General features: G+C 53.8%; 23 protein-coding genes and 1 riboswitch. Of the genes, 21 read left to right on the top strand and 2 right to left on the bottom strand.

Annotated elements, in window-relative coordinates:
* Positions 1 to 53: 53 nt before the first annotated feature.
* A riboswitch (cobalamin riboswitch) is annotated at positions 54 to 232 on the bottom strand.
* 226 nt (positions 233 to 458) lie between these two features.
* Positions 459 to 1,370, bottom strand: a complete 912-nt coding sequence (gene pocR, locus ACUY4Q_RS09010; protein WP_458046694.1) for a transcriptional regulator PocR — start codon at positions 1,368 to 1,370, stop codon at positions 459 to 461.
* Between the two features lie 220 nt (positions 1,371 to 1,590).
* Entirely contained in the window at positions 1,591 to 2,400 is an 810-nt protein-coding gene (locus tag ACUY4Q_RS09005) for an MIP/aquaporin family protein (protein ID WP_458046693.1), read from the bottom strand.
* 524 nt (positions 2,401 to 2,924) lie between these two features.
* Between ACUY4Q_RS09005 and pduA the strand changes: the two genes are divergently transcribed.
* The 21 genes from pduA to cobA are packed head-to-tail and all read left to right on the top strand — an operon-like array spanning position 2,925 to position 19,525.
* The gene (pduA, locus tag ACUY4Q_RS09000; RefSeq protein WP_041851904.1) at positions 2,925 to 3,209 is read left to right on the top strand and encodes a propanediol utilization microcompartment protein PduA; all 285 of its coding nucleotides are present in this window, start codon (positions 2,925 to 2,927) and stop codon (positions 3,207 to 3,209) included.
* A complete protein-coding gene (gene pduB / locus ACUY4Q_RS08995; RefSeq protein WP_458046692.1) occupies positions 3,206 to 4,018 on the top strand; it encodes a propanediol utilization microcompartment protein PduB in 813 nt (270 codons plus the stop codon). Before pduA ends, pduB begins: the two co-directional genes overlap by 4 nt.
* Positions 4,019 to 4,036: 18 nt before the next feature.
* Complete coding sequence (gene pduC / locus ACUY4Q_RS08990; protein ID WP_458046691.1) at positions 4,037 to 5,701, top strand: propanediol dehydratase large subunit PduC; 1,665 nt, start codon at positions 4,037 to 4,039, stop codon at positions 5,699 to 5,701.
* Positions 5,702 to 5,711: 10 nt separating this feature from the next.
* The gene (gene pduD / locus ACUY4Q_RS08985; RefSeq protein WP_458046690.1) at positions 5,712 to 6,383 is read left to right on the top strand and encodes a propanediol dehydratase medium subunit PduD; all 672 of its coding nucleotides are present in this window, start codon (positions 5,712 to 5,714) and stop codon (positions 6,381 to 6,383) included.
* A 12-nt stretch (positions 6,384 to 6,395) separates the two neighbouring features.
* Positions 6,396 to 6,923 carry a propanediol dehydratase small subunit PduE gene (gene pduE / locus ACUY4Q_RS08980; RefSeq protein ID WP_458046689.1) on the top strand — a complete coding sequence of 176 codons (528 nt, stop codon included), beginning with the start codon at positions 6,396 to 6,398 and terminating at the stop codon, positions 6,921 to 6,923.
* Between the two features lie 15 nt (positions 6,924 to 6,938).
* Entirely contained in the window at positions 6,939 to 8,771 is a 1,833-nt protein-coding gene (locus ACUY4Q_RS08975) for a diol dehydratase reactivase subunit alpha (protein ID WP_458046688.1), read from the top strand.
* The gene (locus ACUY4Q_RS08970; protein ID WP_458046687.1) at positions 8,761 to 9,099 is read left to right on the top strand and encodes a glycerol dehydratase reactivase beta/small subunit family protein; all 339 of its coding nucleotides are present in this window, start codon (positions 8,761 to 8,763) and stop codon (positions 9,097 to 9,099) included. The genes ACUY4Q_RS08975 and ACUY4Q_RS08970 overlap by 11 nt, the downstream gene beginning before the upstream one ends.
* A gap of 32 nt (positions 9,100 to 9,131) precedes the next feature.
* Positions 9,132 to 9,407, top strand: coding sequence for a propanediol utilization microcompartment protein PduJ (gene pduJ / locus ACUY4Q_RS08965; protein ID WP_458046686.1), 276 nt, complete (start codon positions 9,132 to 9,134; stop codon positions 9,405 to 9,407).
* 22 nt (positions 9,408 to 9,429) lie between these two features.
* Complete coding sequence (locus ACUY4Q_RS08960) at positions 9,430 to 9,930, top strand: BMC domain-containing protein (protein ID WP_458046685.1); 501 nt, start codon at positions 9,430 to 9,432, stop codon at positions 9,928 to 9,930.
* Between the two features lie 2 nt (positions 9,931 to 9,932).
* Positions 9,933 to 10,565, top strand: coding sequence for a phosphate propanoyltransferase (locus ACUY4Q_RS08955; protein ID WP_458046684.1), 633 nt, complete (start codon positions 9,933 to 9,935; stop codon positions 10,563 to 10,565).
* Positions 10,562 to 11,053 carry a PduM family microcompartment protein gene (gene pduM, locus ACUY4Q_RS08950; RefSeq protein ID WP_458046683.1) on the top strand — a complete coding sequence of 164 codons (492 nt, stop codon included), beginning with the start codon at positions 10,562 to 10,564 and terminating at the stop codon, positions 11,051 to 11,053. The genes ACUY4Q_RS08955 and pduM overlap by 4 nt, the downstream gene beginning before the upstream one ends.
* 3 nt (positions 11,054 to 11,056) lie before the next feature.
* Positions 11,057 to 11,332, top strand: a complete 276-nt coding sequence (locus ACUY4Q_RS08945; protein WP_458046682.1) for a EutN/CcmL family microcompartment protein — start codon at positions 11,057 to 11,059, stop codon at positions 11,330 to 11,332.
* A gap of 9 nt (positions 11,333 to 11,341) precedes the next feature.
* Positions 11,342 to 12,349, top strand: a complete 1,008-nt coding sequence (pduO, locus tag ACUY4Q_RS08940; protein ID WP_458047299.1) for a two-domain cob(I)yrinic acid a,c-diamide adenosyltransferase PduO — start codon at positions 11,342 to 11,344, stop codon at positions 12,347 to 12,349.
* A complete protein-coding gene (gene pduP / locus ACUY4Q_RS08935; RefSeq protein ID WP_458046681.1) occupies positions 12,346 to 13,737 on the top strand; it encodes a CoA-acylating propionaldehyde dehydrogenase PduP in 1,392 nt (463 codons plus the stop codon). Before pduO ends, pduP begins: the two co-directional genes overlap by 4 nt.
* An 11-nt stretch (positions 13,738 to 13,748) precedes the next feature.
* The gene (locus tag ACUY4Q_RS08930; RefSeq protein WP_458046680.1) at positions 13,749 to 14,861 is read left to right on the top strand and encodes a 1-propanol dehydrogenase PduQ; all 1,113 of its coding nucleotides are present in this window, start codon (positions 13,749 to 13,751) and stop codon (positions 14,859 to 14,861) included.
* An 11-nt stretch (positions 14,862 to 14,872) separates the two neighbouring features.
* Positions 14,873 to 16,228: a 4Fe-4S dicluster domain-containing protein gene (locus tag ACUY4Q_RS08925; RefSeq protein WP_458047298.1), complete on the top strand. Its 1,356-nt coding sequence runs from the start codon at positions 14,873 to 14,875 to the stop codon at positions 16,226 to 16,228.
* A 2-nt stretch (positions 16,229 to 16,230) separates the two neighbouring features.
* The gene (gene pduT / locus ACUY4Q_RS08920) at positions 16,231 to 16,785 is read left to right on the top strand and encodes a propanediol utilization microcompartment protein PduT (protein ID WP_458046679.1); all 555 of its coding nucleotides are present in this window, start codon (positions 16,231 to 16,233) and stop codon (positions 16,783 to 16,785) included.
* Positions 16,785 to 17,135, top strand: a complete 351-nt coding sequence (gene pduU / locus ACUY4Q_RS08915; protein WP_458046678.1) for a propanediol utilization microcompartment protein PduU — start codon at positions 16,785 to 16,787, stop codon at positions 17,133 to 17,135. The genes pduT and pduU overlap by 1 nt, the downstream gene beginning before the upstream one ends.
* Positions 17,136 to 17,139: 4 nt before the next feature.
* On the top strand, positions 17,140 to 17,592 hold the full coding sequence (gene pduV / locus ACUY4Q_RS08910; RefSeq protein WP_458046677.1) for a propanediol utilization protein PduV: 453 nt from the start codon (positions 17,140 to 17,142) through the stop codon (positions 17,590 to 17,592).
* Positions 17,577 to 18,785 (top strand): acetate/propionate family kinase, encoded by a 1,209-nt coding sequence (locus ACUY4Q_RS08905; protein WP_458046676.1) that lies wholly within the window; start codon positions 17,577 to 17,579, stop codon positions 18,783 to 18,785. Before pduV ends, ACUY4Q_RS08905 begins: the two co-directional genes overlap by 16 nt.
* Positions 18,782 to 19,525, top strand: a complete 744-nt coding sequence (cobA, locus tag ACUY4Q_RS08900; RefSeq protein WP_458046675.1) for a uroporphyrinogen-III C-methyltransferase — start codon at positions 18,782 to 18,784, stop codon at positions 19,523 to 19,525. Before ACUY4Q_RS08905 ends, cobA begins: the two co-directional genes overlap by 4 nt.
* Positions 19,526 to 19,529 lie beyond the last annotated feature (4 nt).

Here is a 19,529-nt window from a genome sequence, read left to right as displayed (position 1 = left end):
GTCCCAGTGCGATGACTGTACGCTTCTCTGCAACCGACTTCCCACCGAAGTTGTTGTGTGTCACCTGTCAGGTCGGTCTTCTGGCTTAGCGTCATCCTCACCCGTCCTTCCCGACCGTTGGTCAGTGGCGTTTACGGGGTTGTCAGCATCACAGCAGCGGGGGCTGCGGGGGATTCACACCCCCTTCCCTGCCACAAAATTTTTGTGGCGAACCTGATGGCTTCATGGGAGACCTTTCACCCAAGACCATGACCTCTGGTTGGGCTAAACAGTCATTTTCCCTGACTGCAATCTATCGCATCAGGGAAATAAAAACTGGTTCAGTTTATCCGCCTGCAGACAATAATTTGTTGCGCTATAACAATTTATTGCCAGGCATTACTGCTGAGATGTTATCAGAACAGCCATTAAGACGAATAAACTGTATTCCCGAACAACAAAATATTGTTCTCGAAAATTTAATCACCGTCATAATTTGCATTATTTTGCAGGCGAAAAACTTGTGGCGTGACCTGATATGTCTGACGGAAAACTTTGCAAAAATAGCTGGTTTGAGAAAATCCTAAATTGCGCGCAATACTGGCTATACTCCAGTCGCTATGGCACAGCATTTCTTTTGCACTGGCCATTCGCTGACGGTTTACCCACGCGTTAAAACCAATACCCTGATATTTTTTAAACAATTTACTGAAGTAGTAAGGACTAAGGTAAACATGCGCTGCCACGTCTTCAAGGCGAAGTTCGTCAGAGAGATGTGCATCAATATAGCGCAATGCCTTCTTCATTTTGCTGTCATGTGGCCCCTGAATGCGACTGGTTTTGCTTTGCTCCTGCGACTGCTGCTGATCTTTGATAACAACAAAATTGAGCTGTTTTTTCAGGCAGTTTTCAACGATAAGTTTCAGCAAATCGGCGGAGGCGATAACTCTGGAATAATCCATTTCAGGCACGTTGAGAAACTCATCCATCAGTTTCTGATCGGCCTGCCAGCGATCGTCAATATTCAAAATATTAATTAAATCAACGCTTTCACCTTCACGCAAACGTACCTGCCCGCAGAGTACAAAACCAACCAGGTGTCCGGCGATGACCAGGGGGATAGAAAAGTCTGTTAACCCAGCGTGGCAACGATAGATGCAGGGCTGGTTTGATTTCGATGCTTCAAAACCGCCGCAGCGGTCGCTCATGCGACAGCGGGCGCTATGCTGGGCGTTCTGCCGCATCATCTGGCAAAAAGGGGTAAAATTAAAAAGCTCGGAAATTTCTTCGCCGTGGATATTAACGACAACAACGGCCAGACCGGTGGCTTGTGCAAAATCCTGGGCGATTTTATTAATGAGTTCCGAGTTGAGGGCACTCGCAGAAATCATGATAAAACCTCTCAGTTAATTTTAATTTATTGTTATAAAAAACCGATTCGTTTACATATCATTAAACTTGCAGCTTAATTGCTGGCAAGATGAGGAGTAAACTTTTGCAAGATAACAAAAGTCTCCCATCTCTGGGAGACGATTTCGTGCTTTCGTGAAAGCAGATCACGAAATACTTTTCGCGTTACCGCGTCTTTCAGTCGCTTATTCCGATAATTTCTTAATTTTCGCTCTCATCAAGCTTACATGTATTACAGGGGAGATTTTTACCGATCAGGTATCGATAGCAGGCAGCACCTATACACCCGCCAATAATCGGTGCAAATATAGGCACCAGAAAATAAGGGATGTTGCGACCTCCCGTGAATGCTATTTCATCCCAGCCAGCAAAAAAGAGAAACAGCTTTGGACCAAAATCGCGAGCCGGGTTCATCGCAAACCCGGTTAAAGGCCCTATTGAAGCCCCAATGACCGCAACAAGTATGCCAATAAGCAGCGGGGCCAGAGGCCCACGAGGGACGCCATTACCGTCATCCGTCAATGCCATAATCATGCATAAAAAAATTGAAGTGATGACAATTTCAACCAATGCGGCTTGCCAGACACTGATGGCAGCTGCGGGGTAGGTGGTGAACAACCCAGCCAGTTGCAAACTTTCCGCGCTACCTCTGACCAGATGGTGGGCTGTTTCAAACTCAATAAACAGATTATGGTAGAGCAGATAGGCCATCGCCGCTCCGCCAAAAGCGCCCGCAATTTGCACAACAATGTAGGGAACGACTTTCCTTACGGGGAAACAAGCAAACAGCCATAGTGCCAGGGTAACCGCCGGATTCAGATGCGCACCTGAAACCCCCGCCGTCAGATAAACAGCCAGCGATATACCCAGCCCCCAGATAATACAGATTTCCCACCAACCCAGCGTGACGCCGGCAACCTTCATTGCGCACAAGCAGCCAATGCCAAAAAACATGAAAAGCCCTGTGCCTAAAAACTCGGCGATGCATTGCGCCTTAAGTGAATCATTCATTTGTCACCTTCCAGGTAGAATCACGATCTCACCAGCACGCCTGTAGCTGGCAGCAGAGTACAACGCCGCACACTATAAAAACGCCCGGATAAAAAGTGTTGGCAACCTCGCGAGTTAAGTACCAAAAAAATCGCCTCTTAATAACACTATATTGCGATCTAAATAAACGAAAATTGAAGGCTAACCCTTTATTCACGGTGCATTCTGGCGTATTGCAAATAACAAATAATTGCTTTTATTGATGTGCGGATTTATAGCCCTGCTCACAAATCACTCTCGCGTGCGCAATTAGCACAACACATTAAACCTGTCACGAATAAAAATACAAAACTGATATTTAAATAGCAATAATTTACCATACCATAAAATAATTTAAATCATTAAAATCAATAGATTAGATAAAAATAATGCAATTATTTTGCCTGATTAAGCCAGGAAGTTTTGAATGTAATTCCAAGAGAGCCATTCTTTTTCCTCGCGAATTTGTATATTCGAAAAATCAGGGCAACCTTATCGAGGTCATTATGCAACAAGAAGCATTAGGAATGGTGGAAACCAAAGGTTTGACGGCCGCTATTGAAGCAGCCGATGCGATGGTTAAATCCGCCAATGTCATGTTAGTGGGCTACGAAAAAATAGGTTCTGGCCTGGTAACAGTGATTGTTCGCGGTGACGTTGGCGCCGTGAAAGCAGCGACGGATGCAGGTGCTGCCGCAGCCGCGCAGGTGGGTGAAGTGAAAGCCGTACACGTCATCCCGCGTCCGCACACTGATGTTGAAAAAATCTTACCCAAGGGAATTAGCCAATGAGTAGCAATGACCTGGTCGAACAGATCATGGCGAAGGTGATTGCCAAAGTATCCTCACCGGCATCACCGGCCTCCCCCCCTGTAACCCATCCCACACGAGAGACAGCTATGGCTGAAAAAAGCTGCAGTTTAACGGAATTTGTCGGCACAGCGATCGGCGACACGGTTGGTCTGGTTATCGCCAATGTCGACAGCGCACTTCTTGATGCAATGAAGCTTGAAAAACGTTATCGCTCAATTGGCATTCTTGGGGCACGCACCGGTGCGGGCCCGCACATCATGGCGGCGGATGAAGCCGTCAAAGCCACCAACACGGAAGTGATCAGTATTGAATTACCCCGTGACACCAAAGGCGGTGCGGGCCACGGCTCACTGATTCTGCTTGGTGGCAATGACGTCTCCGACGTTAAGCGCGCCATTGAAGTGGCACTCAAAGAATTGGATCGCACCTTTGGCGATGTGTACGCCAACGAAGCGGGCCATATCGAGTTGCAATACACCGCCCGCGCAAGCTATGCGCTGGAAAAAGCCTTTGGCGCCCCCGTGGGGCGTGCCTGCGGCGTGATTGTCGGCGCACCAGCCTCGGTTGGGGTTCTGATGGCTGATACCGCACTGAAATCAGCGAATGTCGAAGTGGTCGCCTATAGCTCGCCGGCCAATGGCACCAGCTTCAGTAACGAAGCCATTCTGGTCATCTCCGGGGATTCCGGAGCCGTTCGCCAGTCCGTCATTTCTGCCCGTGAAATCGGGAAAACCGTGCTGGGCACCCTGGGCGCTGAACCGAAAAACGACCGCCCGTCCTACATCTGATAACAGAGAGGCTGTTTCATGAGATCGAAAAGATTTGAAGCGCTGGCGAAACGCCCTGTTAACCAGGACGGTTTTGTGAAGGAGTGGATTGAAGAAGGCTTTATCGCAATGGAAAGCCCGAACGATCCTAAGCCCTCAATTCGCATCGTCGACGGCGTGGTCACTGAATTAGACGGTAAACCCGTCAGTCAGTTTGACCTGATTGACCACTTTATTGCCCGCTACGGCATTAACCTGCAGCGCGCAGAAGAAGTCATGAAAATGGATTCCGTAAAGCTCGCCAATATGCTTTGCGATCCCAATGTAAAACGCAGCGACATCGTACCGCTGACCACCGCCATGACACCCGCGAAGATTGTGGAAGTGGTTTCGCACATGAACGTGGTCGAGATGATGATGTCCATGCAAAAAATGCGTGCACGTCGTACCCCTTCTCAACAGGCGCACGTCACTAACGTCAAAGACAATCCGGTACAAATCGCCGCCGACGCGGCCGAGGGAGCTTATCGCGGATTTGACGAGCAGGAAACGACCGTTGCCGTCGCACGCTATGCCCCCTTCAACGCTATCGCCCTGCTGGTGGGCTCTCAGGTTGGACGCCCAGGGGTACTGACCCAGTGTTCACTGGAAGAAGCGACCGAATTGAAACTCGGTATGCTTGGCCACACCTGTTATGCAGAAACCATTTCGGTTTATGGTACCGAACCTGTCTTCACCGATGGTGACGATACCCCGTGGTCGAAGGGTTTTCTCGCCTCTTCATACGCCTCTCGCGGCCTGAAAATGCGTTTTACTTCCGGCTCGGGTTCAGAAGTACAGATGGGTTATGCCGAAGGCAAATCCATGCTTTATCTCGAAGCTCGCTGCATTTACATCACGAAAGCTGCGGGGGTTCAGGGGCTGCAAAATGGTTCCGTCAGCTGCGTCGGCGTTCCTTCCGCTGTGCCGTCAGGGATCCGCGCCATTCTGGCAGAAAACCTGATTTGTGCCGCGCTGGACCTGGAATGTGCGTCCAGTAACGACCAGACCTTTACCCACTCGGATATGCGCCGTACGGCTCGTCTTCTGATGCAGTTCCTGCCGGGTACTGACTTTATCTCCTCCGGTTACTCCGCTGTACCGAACTACGACAACATGTTCGCCGGTTCAAACGAAGACGCCGAAGACTTTGATGATTACAACGTCCTGCAACGTGACCTGAAAGTCGACGGTGGGCTGCGTCCGGTGCGTGAAGAAGACGTTATCGCCATCCGTAACAAAGCCGCCCGTGCGCTGCAAGCTGTCTTTGCCGGGATGGGGCTGCCACCGATCACGGATGAAGAAGTCGAAGCTGCAACCTATGCCCACGGCTCGAAAGATATGCCGGAACGCAACATTGTCGAAGACATTAAGTTTGCGCAGGAAATCATCACCAAAAACCGTAACGGTCTGGAAGTAGTGAAAGCCCTGGCTGACGGTGGATATCAGGATGTTGCACAGGACATGCTCAACATTCAGAAAGCGAAGCTGACCGGCGACTACCTCCATACCTCCGCCATTATCGTTGGCGAGGGTCTGGTGCTCTCCGCAGTTAACGACGTGAATGATTATGCCGGTCCGGCAACGGGCTATCGCCTGCAAGGTGAACGCTGGGAAGAGATCAAGAACATCCCGGGCGCACTCGATCCGAACGAAATGGGCTAAGGGGTGAAAGATGGAAATTAATGAAAAATTGCTGCGCCAGATCATCGAAGGCGTGCTGTCGGAAATGCAAACCAGCGACAAGCCCGTCTCGTTTAATGCCACCTCAGCAAGCCCGGCAAAACCTGCCACAAGCGCCGAGGATGGTTTTTTGACCGAAATCGGTGAAGCGAAGCCAGGCACCTTGCAGGACGAAGTGATTATTGCTGTCGGCCCGGCATTTGGGCTTTCGCAAACGGTGAATATCGTCGGTCTGTCGCACAAAAGCATTCTGCGCGAAGTCATTGCAGGTATTGAAGAAGAAGGTGTTAAGGCACGCGTCATTCGCTGCTTTAAATCTTCTGATGTGGCGTTCGTAGCCGTTGAAGGCAACCGCCTGAGCGGCTCTGGTATCTCTGTTGGCATTCAGTCCAAAGGCACAACGGTCATTCATCAGCAGGGGCTGCCTCCACTCTCTAACCTTGAGCTCTTCCCGCAGGCACCGCTGCTGACGCTGGAAACGTACCGCCAGATTGGCAAAAACGCGGCGCGTTACGCCAAGCGTGAGTCTCCGCAACCCGTCCCAACCCTTAATGACCAGATGGCACGGCCGAAGTATCAGGCCAAGTCAGCCATTCTGCACATTAAAGAAACCAAATACGTCGTGACGGGTAAAAACCCGCAAGAGCTGCGCGTTGCGCTTTAAAAGGATAACACCATGAATGCTGATGCAATTGAATCAATGGTTCGTGATGTGCTTAGCCGAATGAACAGTCTGCAAGAGGCAGCCCCTTCTGCAGCAGTGGCAATGCCCGTAAACGGAGCCGCACATCAGGCTAAAGTTAGCGATTACCCACTGGCGAATAAGCACCCTGAGTGGGTCAAAACCTCGACCAATAAAACGCTGGATGAACTGACACTCGAAAACGTACTGAGCGGGAAAATCACTGCTCAGGATATGCGTATCACCCCGGAAACGCTGCGTATCCAGGCCTCTATTGCCAAGGATGCCGGTCGCGATCGCCTGGCGATGAATTTTGAGCGCGCGGCGGAACTGACGGCGGTGCCCGATGACCGCATCCTCGAAATTTATAATGCCCTGCGTCCTTATCGTTCATCGAAGCAAGAGTTACTGGAAATCGCTGAAGATCTGGAAAGCCGTTACAAAGCCAAAATCTGTGCCGCGTTCGTTCGTGAAGCCGCAGCGCTGTATGTCGAGCGTAAAAAGCTCAAAGGCGACGATTAACTACAGGGATGACTTATGCGTTATATAGCTGGCATTGATATCGGAAACTCATCAACCGAAGTGGCGCTTGCCGTGATGGATGATGCGGGTGCGCTCAACATTATAAGTAGCTCACTGGCAGAGACCACTGGCGTTAAGGGCACATTACGTAATGTGTTTGGCATCAAAGAGGCGCTCAACAGGGTAGTTGAGGGCGTCGGCATCTCTGTCAGCGATATTTCGCTTATTCGCATCAACGAAGCAACGCCGGTGATTGGGGACGTGGCGATGGAAACCATTACGGAAACCATCATCACGGAGTCCACCATGATTGGCCATAACCCGAAGACACCAGGCGGGCTTGGTCTGGGGGTGGGCATCACGATCACGCCGGCTGAGCTGCTCACGCACCCGGCGGAACAGCCTTATATTCTGGTGGTTTCCGCCGATTTTAGCTTTACCGACGTGGCGCAGATGATTAACGCTGCTACCCAGGTCGGCTACCAGATCAATGGGGTTATCCTGCAACGTGACGATGGCGTGCTGGTCAATAATCGCCTCGACAGGCAGGTGCCTATTGTTGATGAAGTCTTATATATAGAACGCATTCCGCTGGGCATGCTGGCCGCTATTGAAGTCGCCATGCCAGGCAAAGTCATTGAAAGTCTCTCCAACCCCTATGGCATCGCCACCGTCTTTTCGCTTAGTGCAGAAGAGACGCGCAACATCGTGCCTGTTGCACGCGCACTGATTGGCAACCGCTCCGCCGTGGTCGTAAAGACGCCGTCAGGTGATGTGAAAGCGCGCGCCATTCCAGCAGGCAACATTGAGCTAATCGCTAACGGCAGAACCCTGCGCGTAGACGTTGCCGCTGGCGCTGACGCCATCATGAAAGCGGTAAATGAGTGCCCAGCTCTCGATAATGTCACCGGCGAACCCGGCACCAATATTGGTGGCATGCTCGAACACGTGCGCCAGACCATGGCAGAGCTGACCAACAAACCCAGCAGTGATGTCTTTATTCAGGACTTGCTGGCCGTGGATACCGCCGTGCCCGTCAATGTGACCGGAGGGCTGGCCGGTGAGTTTTCGCTTGAGCAGGCGGTGGGCATCGCCTCGATGGTGAAGTCAGATCGTTTGCAGATGGCCATGATCGCGCGCGAGATCGAACAACAGTTGCATGTGGATGTCCAGGTCGGCGGCGCGGAGGCTGAAGCTGCCATTTTTGGCGCACTCACCACGCCCGGCACCACCAGACCGCTGGCAATCCTTGATTTAGGGGCAGGCTCAACCGATGCCTCAATCATAAACCCGCAGGGGCAGATTACCGCTACCCATCTGGCGGGGGCAGGCGATATGGTCACCATGATCATCGCCCGCGAACTGGGCCTTGACGATCGTTATCTGGCCGAAGAGATCAAAAAGTACCCGCTGGCGAAGGTCGAAAGCCTGTTCCATTTGCGTCATGAAGATGGCAGCGTGCAGTTCTTCCCTACCCCTCTGCCCCCGGCAGTGTTTGCCCGCGTTTGCGTCGTCAAACCGGATGAACTGGTACCGCTACCCGGCGAACTTGTGCTGGAAAAAGTCCGTTCGATTCGCCGCAGTGCGAAAGAGCGCGTCTTCGTCACCAACGCCCTGCGCGCATTACGCCAGGTCAGCCCCACCGGTAATATTCGCGATATCCCGTTCGTTGTACTGGTGGGCGGCTCCTCGCTCGATTTCGAAGTGCCCCAACTGGTGACCGATGCTCTGGCCCATTATCGGCTGGTCGCCGGGCGGGGCAATATTCGTGGCGTTGAAGGCCCGCGTAACGCAGTGGCCACCGGCCTCATCCTCTCATGGCAGAAGGCGTTCGCCCATGGACATTAATCAGGATAGCCCGGTGATTGTCATTACTGCCCTTACCGACTGCCAACCGCTGTGGCAGGAGGTCTTGTGGGGGATTGAAGAAGAAGGCATTCCCTGGCGCTGGCAACAGTGCTCTGGTGCGGACGTTGTGGCCCATGCCTGGCAGGCGGCCAATCAGTCCGCCTTGTTGGTTGGAGTGGCCTGCGACAGTGAAAAACTGGTGATTCACTACCGAAATTTACCCGCCTCAGCACCGCTTTTTTCGCTGATGCATCATGAAGACTGCCAGTCCCGGCGAGCCGCGGGTAACAACGCCGCCAGACTGGTTAAAGGGATACCGTTCAGGTAACCACATTTATTCATAAACAGAGGAACCGCAGTATGAACAACGCATTGGGACTGGTTGAAACAAAGGGTCTGGTGGGTGCAATTGAGGCCGCCGACGCCATGGTGAAATCCGCCAACGTGCAGTTAATCGGATACGAAAAAATTGGTTCTGGACTGATCACCGTCATGGTTCGCGGAGATGTGGGAGCAGTAAAAGCAGCGGTGGATGCCGGTGCCGCCGCAGCCAGCGCAGTGGGTGAAGTGAAATCGTGCCATGTGATCCCACGTCCACATAGCGATGTCGAAGCCATTTTACCTAAATCAGTCTGACAGCCAGCCAGAGGAGCACAGCGTGAAGCAGTCACTGGGATTACTCGAAGTTAGCGGTCTGGCACTGGCCATCAGTTGCGCGGATGTTATGGCGAAAGCCGCTTCCATCACGCTGATTGGTATGGAAAAAACCAATGGTTCCGGCTGGACCGTCATTAAAGTTGCCGGTGATGTGGCGTCCGTACAGTCGGCCATCATCACCGGCGCACATTTTGCCGAGTCGCGTGACGGACTGGTGGCGCAGAAAGTGATTGCTCGTCCTGCCGACGGTCTTCTGGGGCCGGTGCCAAAAGCGATAGTCACCGTTCGTGAACCGTCAGACACACATAAAGAACCTGCAGTAGCAGCAGAAGAGACCGCCATGCATGAGGCACCCTTAGCTCACGAATCGACAGTCTCTGCTCATGCTGACGTGACGGAAAGTCATCTGGTCACCTGCAATCTTTGTCTGGATCCGGTCTGCCCGCGCCAAAAGGGGGAGCCACGCACGCTGTGCATTCATAGCGGACTGCGAGGGGAATAACTATGGATAAGCAAGTCGTTGAAAATGCTGTCACTCAGGTGTTGGATGAGATGCGCGCGCGTCCGATCCCACTGGGTATATCTAACCGACACATCCATTTGTCACAAACGGATTTCGACCGCCTGTTTCCAGGGCAATCCGTCACGATTAAAAAACCGTTGCTGCAACCAGGCTATTTTGCCGCTGAACAGACGGTAACGTTAGTGGGTCCGAAAGGCCAATTGAAAAATGTACGTCTGCTTGGACCGTTACGCGGTGCCAGCCAGGTTGAAATTTCACGGACGGATGCGCGCGCGCTTGGCGTGGCGGCCCAACTACGTATGTCCGGCAATCTGGCTGGCACCTCGGGGATCAAAGTCGTTAGCCCCTATGCCGAAATTGAGCTGCCGAATGGGGTGATTGTGGCGCAGCGACATATTCATATGTCCCCCCTGGATGCTCTGATATTGCGGGTGTCGCACGGTGATAACGTGCGTGTCGCCATAGAAGGGACAGGGCGTCGGGTTATTTTCGACGATGTCGCTATCCGCGTTTCGCCAGGACTCCTGCTTGAAATGCATATTGATACTGATGAAGCCAATGCCTCGGGTGCCGATGAACCCGGTGCCTTCGCCCGTCTGGTGCTACGCGCATGAACAGCGAACAGATGCAGCACATCGTCGAGCTGATCGCTGCGCGTCTGCTTGCCCGCGTCAACCATGTCATCACCTTAAGCCAGCAGGAGTTACGGCACGCCTCTGCGATGGCTCATTTTCTCACCCATGACGCACTGCTTGTGCAGCAAACGGACCTCTGTTTTTTACGTCAACTGGCGGATGGCGATCAGGACAATACTGCCGTCGCCCATCTGTTCGAAGCACTGAGTCTGGGGATGCAGGTGACACTCAGCATTAACAGCAGATTTCTGCCCTTTCTGCCCCTTTTCAGTCTGGCGAAGCTGCCTCTGACCCTGCGTGATGAAAACGGAAATAGCATCACCTGTTGCAAAACTAAGGTACTGAGCTACCGGGATATTGTCGGTTTGAAAGGGGGCTGGCTGGTGACCTCACGTAAAACCATTATCACTGCACTGGCACGTGAGGCGCTGACAGCGCAGCACATCCGGCTCGTGAAGCAGGAGTAAATCATGCATCTCGCAAAGGTAACGGGTTCCGTCGTTTCGACGCAAAAATCAGTGTCGCTGGTCGGCAAAAAATTGCTGCTCGTGCGTCGGATCTCTGCCGACGGCGAACTGCCTCCCCATCCCACACAAGGCGATGAGGTGGCCGTCGACTCGGTGGGCGCAGGTATTGGTGAACTGGTGCTTTTAAGCAGCGGTTCCAGTGCACGGCATGTGTTTTCTGGCCCTAATGAAGCCATTGATCTGGCCATTGTGGGCATTGTTGACACCTTGTCACGGTAAGGAGAAATGATGGCTATTTACACCCGTACTGGGGATGCCGGCACCACTGCCCTTTTCAGCGGCCAGCGCGTGAGCAAAACCCATCCACGCGTGGAAACCTACGGTACCCTGGACGAACTGAATTCAGCCTTAAGTCTGTGCGCCTGCGCTTCACGTTCAACCGAGAGTCGCACGCTTCTGGAAGCGATTGAGCTACAGATTTTCTGGTTCAGCGCGGAGCTTGCCAGTGAAAGCGAGACGCCCTCCCCTAAGCAGCGCTATATCAGCACGGAAGAGATAGAAGCGCTGGAACTGGCTATCGACCAGGCCATGTCAAGGGTCGATAGCGTACACAGCTTTATTCTCCCCGGCCGATGTGAAGCAGCTGCCAGGCTGCACTTTGCCCGTACGCTTGCCCGCAGAGCTGAAAGACGGCTGGTGGAGTTGAATGAACAGATGAATGTCCGCCAGGTATTGATGCGTTACATCAACCGCCTGTCCGACTGCCTGTTTGCCCTCGCGCGTCTTGAAGATCATCTTGCCCATCAGGAAAAGGTGATTCATGAGGTGGCAGTTCGCTACCGTGCCGCCACGCAAAGTCTGCACATAAATAATGCCCCCCAGGGCCTTTCGTTTCATGAATTACATCAACTGGCAAAAGCCGCACTGACGCGGGCCAGCGAGATTGGTGTCCCGGTGGTGGTTAGCGTCGTCGATGCGCAAGGAATTGTCATGCTCACCTGGCGTATGCCCGACGCGCTGTTAGTTAGCAGCGATCTGGCGCCAAAAAAAGCCTGGACTGCCGTCGCCATGAAGTCGGCAACACATGAACTCTCTGATGCAGTGCAACCTGGATCCGCGCTGTATGGATTAGAAGCCCACATGGAAGGCAAAGTCGTCACCTTCGGAGGCGGATTTCCGCTCTGGCGCGACGGCAACATAATTGGTGGTCTTGGCATCAGCGGAGGTTCCGTTGAACAGGACATGGATATTGCTCAGACCGCACTTGCGGCGATAAACATGGGAAAAAAACAATGAATTCGTCAGATCTTGAAACCCTCATTCGCACTATTCTGAGCGAACAACTTGCACCGGTTGAAGAGAACAAAGAGAGTGCCGTCCACGGTGTGTTCGCGACGCCTGCTGAAGCCATTGATGCCGCTCACCACGCTTTTTTGCGTTACCAGCAATGTCCGTTAAAGACCCGCAGCGCCATCATCAGCGGCATTCGTGAGGAACTGGCATCGCACCTGGCGTCGCTTGCTGAAGAAAGCGCCATTGAAACTGGCATGGGTAATAAAGAAGATAAATTCCTCAAAAATAAAGCGGCGTTGGAAAACACCCCTGGCATTGAGGACCTCACGACGACCGCATTGACCGGCGACGGAGGCATGGTCCTGTTTGAGTATTCCCCCTTTGGCGTGATTGGTTCGGTGGCCCCCAGCACCAACCCGACCGAAACCATTATCAACAACAGCATCAGCATGCTGGCGGCAGGCAATACCGTCTATTTCAGCCCGCATCCAGGCGCCAAAAAAGTGTCGCTCAAGCTGATTCGTATGCTGGAGGATATTGCTTTTCGCAATACGGGTATTCGTAACCTGGTAGTAACGGTTGCTGAACCGACGTTTGAAGCAACACAACAGATGATGACGCACCCCAAAATTGCCCTGCTGGCCATCACTGGTGGGCCTGGCATTGTGTTGATGGGGCTCAAAAGCGGTAAAAAAGTCGTGGGCGCAGGCGCTGGTAACCCACCTTGCATTGTCGATGAAACCGCCGAACTGGTGAAAGCAGCAGAAGACATCATCAACGGTGCCTCTTTTGATTACAACCTCCCCTGCATTGCAGAAAAGAGCCTGATTGTCGTCGACTGCGTTGCTGACCGCCTCATACAGCATATGCAAGCCTTTGGCGCACTGTGCGTCACCGGTAGCGACATCGATAAGCTGCGTGCTGCCTGCATCATCGACGGCGTGGCGAATAAAAAACTGGTTGGCAAAAGTCCATCGACCATCCTGCAAGCGGCCGGGCTGAGCGTACCGCCTAAAGCGCCGCGTCTGCTCATCGCCGAAGTGGCGGCAGACGATCCGCTGGTGACCGCTGAGCAACTGATGCCAGTGCTACCGGTGGTGCGAGTGAATGACTTCGAAGCCGCTCTGGCACTGGCGCTGGTTGTCGAAGAAGGCCTACACCACACGGCGGTCATGCATTCACAAAACGTTTCCCGTCTGAATCTGGCTGCCCGCAGCCTGCAAACCTCCATTTTCGTGAAAAACGGTCCGTCCTACGCAGGCATCGGCGTTGGTGGCGAAGGCTTTACCACCTTTACCATTGCGACGCCGACGGGGGAAGGCACGACCTCGGCAAAAACCTTTGCCCGTTCTCGTCGTTGTGTGCTGACAAACGGTTTTTCGATTCGCTAACCGGAGTTGATATGAACAGATTTTCGCTACAAACGCGACTCTACAGCGGCGTGGGCAGCCTCAGCGTGCTGAAGCGCTTTCACGAAAAGCACATTTGGGTCATATGCGACGGTTTTCTGGCCCATTCGCCATTGATCGATATGTTAAAGCAGGCGATTCCGGCTGATAACCGCATCAGCATCTTTAGCGATATCACGCCAGACCCTACGATAGCCACGGTTGTCGAAGGTATTGCGCAAATGCAGTCGCTCAAGCCGAATGTGGTTGTTGGGTTTGGTGGCGGTTCTGCTTTAGATGCCGCCAAAGCGATTGTCTGGTTCAGTAAACAACTGGGGATCGACATCGAAACCTGCGTTGCTATTCCTACCACCAGCGGCACCGGGTCTGAGGTCACCAGCGCATGCGTGATCAGCGATCCGCAAAAAGGGATTAAATATCCTCTTTTCGACAATGCGCTCTACCCGGATATCGCTATTCTCGACCCGGAACTGGTAGTGAGCGTACCGCCTGCGATTACGGCAAACACCGGGCTTGATGTGCTGACCCATGCACTTGAAGCTTATGTGTCGCCCAAAGCCAGCGATTTTACCGATGCTCTGGCAGAAAAAGCAGCTCAACTGGTATTTCAGTATTTGCCGGTAGCAGTCAGTAACGGCGAGTGTCTGGCGACGCGCGGCAAGATGCACAACGCCGCCACTCTGGCGGGCATGGCATTTAGCCAGTCCGGCTTAGGAATTAACCATGCCATTGCCCACCAGCTTGGTGGGCAGTTTCATCTTCCGCATGGCCTCGCGAATGCCCTGCTGCTGACCGCCGTTATTCAGTTTAATGCCAAAGACAAACGCGCAGCGCGACGCTATGCGCGGCTGGCAAAAGCCTGTCACTTTTGCCCGTCGACGGCTAATGAACAAGTGGCAGTCAATGCGCTTGTTCGCCAGATTGAGCAACTGAAAAAGCAGTGTCACGTTCCGTCGTTTTCAAGTGCGCTAAAAACGACAGCGCAATGTTTCCGTGAGCGTATTCCGGTCATGGTGGAAGCCGCGCTGGCAGACGTCACTATCAAGACAACACCACGCCCTGCTGATGCCAGCGAAATCCGTCATCTGCTGGAGGAAATGCTGTGAGTGAAGTCGCCATCTTATCCCCTTCGTGGGGAGTCGTTAGTCCCGCCTCTGCGGAGGAGATTCGTGAGAGCGTCCTCGCCGCTGGCGTCGTCGGTGCAGGCGGCGCCGGTTTCCCGACACATGTGAAACTGCAGGCGCAGGTGGAGATTTTCCTTATCAACGCCGCCGAATGCGAACCCATGCTGAAAGTTGATCAGCAACTGATGCCACAGCAGGCGGAGCGTCTGGTGCGGGGTGTGTTGTACGGCATGCGCGCGACCGGCGCAACGCAGGGCATTATTGCGCTGAAAGAGAAATATCACGCCGCTATCGATGCACTCACACCAATCTTGCCGCCGCAAATACGCCTGCATATTTTGCCGGATGTCTATCCGGCGGGTGATGAAGTGATCACCATCTGGCTCGCCACCGGCCGACGCGTACCGCCCGCGGCATTACCCACAAGTGTAGGGGTTGTGGTGAACAACGTGCAGACGGTACTGAACATCGCCCGCGCTGTGGAACAGCACTATCCCGTCACCCGCCGTACGCTCACTATCAACGGTGCAGTTCGGCAACCGTTGACGGTCACCGTACCGTTAGGCATATCGCTGCGGGAAGTGCTTGCGCTTGCGGGCGGGGCGACAGTCGACGATCCCGGCTTCATCAACGGCGGTCCGATGATGGGGGGACTTATCGCCTCTCTGGACACGCCCGTGACCAAAACCACTGGTGGATTGCTGGTCCTGCCTAAATCACACCCCTTGATTGCGCGTAGAATGCAGGACGACAAAACGGTACTGACCATTGCCCGTACCGTTTGTGAGCACTGTCGGTTATGCACCGATCTCTGCCCACGCCACATTATTGGTCACGAACTCTCGCCTCATCTGTTGGTGAGAGCGGTCAATTATCAGAATGTCGCCACGCCTTTAACCCTGCTGAGCGCCCTGACCTGCTCTGAATGCAATGTCTGTGAGAGCGTCGCCTGCCCGGTGGGCATATCCCCCATGCGCGTTAACCGCCTGCTCAAAGCCGAACTGCGCGCCAGCGGTGCACGCTACGAAGGCCCGCTGCGCGAGGCCGATGAAATGGCCCGCTACCGCCTGATTCCGGTGAAACGGCTGATAACCAAACTCGGATTAAACGACTGGTATCAGAACGCCCCACTGAAAGTACTTGATGTCGAGCCGTCTCAGGTGGTGCTCCCGCTGCGTCAGCATATAGGTGCTACCGCGGTGCCCTCAGTGAAACAAGGCGAGCGTGTCACCCGGGGGCAGTGTATTGCCGATGTCCCGCAAGGCGCACTCGGTGTGCCGCTGCATGCCAGCATCGACGGCGTGATTTCGTCGGTGACAGATCATGCCATTACCGTTGTACGAGGATAAACATGTCACAAGCCATTGGAATACTTGAACTGACCAGCATTGCAAAGGGCATGGAGCTTGGCGATGTCATGCTGAAAAGCGCCAACGTCTCGCTACTGGTCAGTAAAACGCTCTGCCCTGGCAAATTCCTGCTGATGATTGGCGGAGATGTCGGTGCCGTGCAACAAGCCATAGCCGCTGGCGACAGCAAGGCAGGTGAAATGCTGGTCGACAGCATTGTGCTGCCCAATATACATGCGGCGGTCTTGCCCGCCATTAGCGGGCTGAATGCCGTCGAGAACCGCCAGGCCGTGGGTGTGGTGGAGACCTGGAGTGTGGCCGCCTGCGTCTACGCGGCAGACCGCGCGGTGAAAGCCGCAAACGTCACCCTGGTGCGGGTGCATATGGCGTTCGGCATCGGTGGCAAATGCTACATGGTTGTCGCGGGCGATATATCTGACGTTGAAAATGCAGTCACCGTGGCCAGTGAGAGTGCCGGAGAGAAAGGACTCTTAGTTTATCGCTCCGTTATTCCTCGCCCGCATGAAGCCATGTGGCGACAGATTGTGGAGGGGTGATGGAAACGCAACACACAACAGAACGCATGATTCAGGAATACGTGCCGGGGAAACAGGTCACGCTGGCCCACCTTATCGCTAACCCCGGTAAAGAGCTCTACAAAAAGCTCGGGCTGAGCGAGACGGCGTCAGCGATCGGGATTCTGACCATTACGCCAAGTGAAGCCTCGATTATTGCCTGCGACATCGCCACCAAATCGGGCGCGGTTGAGATTGGCTTTATCGACCGTTTTACCGGCGCGGTGGTCCTTACCGGGGATGTCTCTTCAGTGGAATATGCCCTACGCCAGGTCACGCGCTCACTGGGAGAAATGCTGCATTTTACCACCTGCCAGGTTACCCGGACCTGATGCCATGAAACGAATGATGTTAATTGGCCCAAGCCAGTGCGGTAAAACCTCCCTCACCCAGCGGTTGCGGGGAGAGGCCGTTCGTTACCAGAAAACTCAGGCCATTGTCTGGTCTCCGGAAACAATTGATACACCGGGTGAATACCTCGAAAACCGCTGCCTTTACAGCGCCCTGCTTACCAGCGCCTGCGAGGCGGATGTGATTGCGCTGGTGCTGAATGCCGACGCGCAGTGGTGTCCGTTTTCGCCCGGCTTCACCCTACCGATGAATCGTCCAACTATTGGGATCGTCACTAAAGCGGATCTGGCAGAGGACGAGCACATTGCGAGAGCAGGCCAATGGCTGACGCAGTCTGGCGCTCAACATATTTTCATCACCAGTGCGCAAACCGGCCAGGGCATTGCGGCGGTGATTGCCTATCTTCAACCCCAGGAGTCTTCATGTCCCGCACCATAATGGCGGTTAACGCCGGGAGTTCTTCTCTGAAATTTCAATTGCTCACCATGCCCGCAGGCACGTTATTGTGCCAGGGTTTGATCGAGCGTATTGGCCTGTCCGATGCCATTTTTACCCTGAGACAAGGTGAAAGAAAGTGGCAGGAGACCCTTGAGATTCCAGGCCATAAAGAAGCCGCCACCCTGTTACTGGAAAAATTGATCTCACATCAGATCATTCCGTCACTCACCGCAATCGATGGTGTTGGTCATCGTGTTGCGCACGGTGGCGAAACCTTTAAAGATTCGACATTAATTACCGATGAGGCACTGGCAGAAATTGAGCGCCTCGCCGAACTGGCACCGTTACACAATCCGGTCAATGCGGTCGGGATCCGCATCTTCAGGCAGGCATTACCTCATGCGCCTGCGGTGGCGGTCTTTGATACCGCTTTCCACCAGACGCTGGACAAAAGTGCTTTTATCTATCCTTTACCCTGGCGTTATTACGCAGAGCTGGGCATCCGCCGTTACGGTTTTCATGGTACGAGCCACAAATATGTTAGCCAGCTCATGGCAGAGAAACTGGGCGTGCCGTTGAGCGCGCTGCGCGTTGTCACCTGCCATTTAGGCAATGGTAGTAGCCTGTGCGCCATCAAAGGTGGACGTTCCATTAATACTTCGATGGGCTTTACGCCGCAATCCGGGGTGATGATGGGCACCCGTAGCGGGGATATCGACCCCTCCATTTTGCCGTGGGTCGCACAACGTGAAGGGAAGGATCCGCAGCAACTGAATACGCTTCTTAACAATGAGTCTGGTTTACTGGGCGTTTCAGGTGTCTCCAATGATTTCCGCGATGTGGAAAAAGCCGCCGGTGAAGGAAACGAACGCGCAGCACTGGCATTGACGCTCTTCGCGGAACGTATTCGGGCGACCATTGGCACTTACATAATGCAACTGGGTGGGCTGGACGTGCTTCTGTTCACCGGGGGGATCGGAGAAAATTCAGCGCGAGCACGAGAGGCGATTTGTCGCGATCTTCACTTCCTGGGGCTGGAGGTAGACGCTGAGAAAAACAGCCGTAATGCAACCTTTATTCAGACGGAGAAATCGGTGGTGAAAGTGGCGGTGATCAACACCAATGAGGAGTTGATGATAGCCCGTGATGTCCTGCGAATTGCCCTGCCTGAGTATGCGGAGGCAGCAGCATGACCGGTAAAGTCTGGCTGGTCGGTGCAGGCCCCGGCGACCCGGGGTTAATGACGGTGAAGGGACTGAACTGCCTGCGAAACGCGCAAGCGGTGGTCTTTGACAGACTCGTCAACCCGCTGTTACTGAAAGAAGCACCCACGGGCTGCGAGTTTCACGATGTGGGTAAGGAAGCCAATTGCCACCCCATTCCGCAGCCGCAAATCAATCAAATTCTGATTGATTGCGCCCGCCGTGGACTCAGAGTCGTCCGGCTTAAAGGTGGCGATCCTTTTGTTTTTGGGCGCGGTAGTGAAGAAGCACTGGCGCTACGCGAACAGGGGCTTGCGGTAGAGGTGGTTCCCGGTATTACCTCAGCAATTGGCGGTCTGGCAGCTGCCGGGATTCCTGTCACTCATCGCCACTGCGCGTCGAGTTTTCATGTGGTCACCGGGCATTTACAGGAGGGTAAAGCGCCTCAGGACTGGCATGCACTGGCGCGTTTGTCAGGCACGCTGGTCATCCTCATGGGGATGGCACAAATACGCTCCATCTGCTCTGCACTGGTTGAAGCAGGCAAATCACCCGAGACACCATCAGCAGTAGTAATGCGCGCCAGTACCCCTGAGCAGCAGGTTGTGACAGCGCCATTGTCGCAACTCGCTGAGCAAAGTGAAGCGGCGGGCTTTCACGCCCCGGCGCTGATCGTCGTTGGGGAGGTAGTGTCGTTACGAGAAATCCTGGCCTTTAGCGGATCCGCGTGACACT

This window comes from Phytobacter cepae (assembly GCF_054165735.1).
Note: the sequence above shows the minus strand (reverse complement) of the source record. Positions and strands in the feature narration are given on the sequence as shown.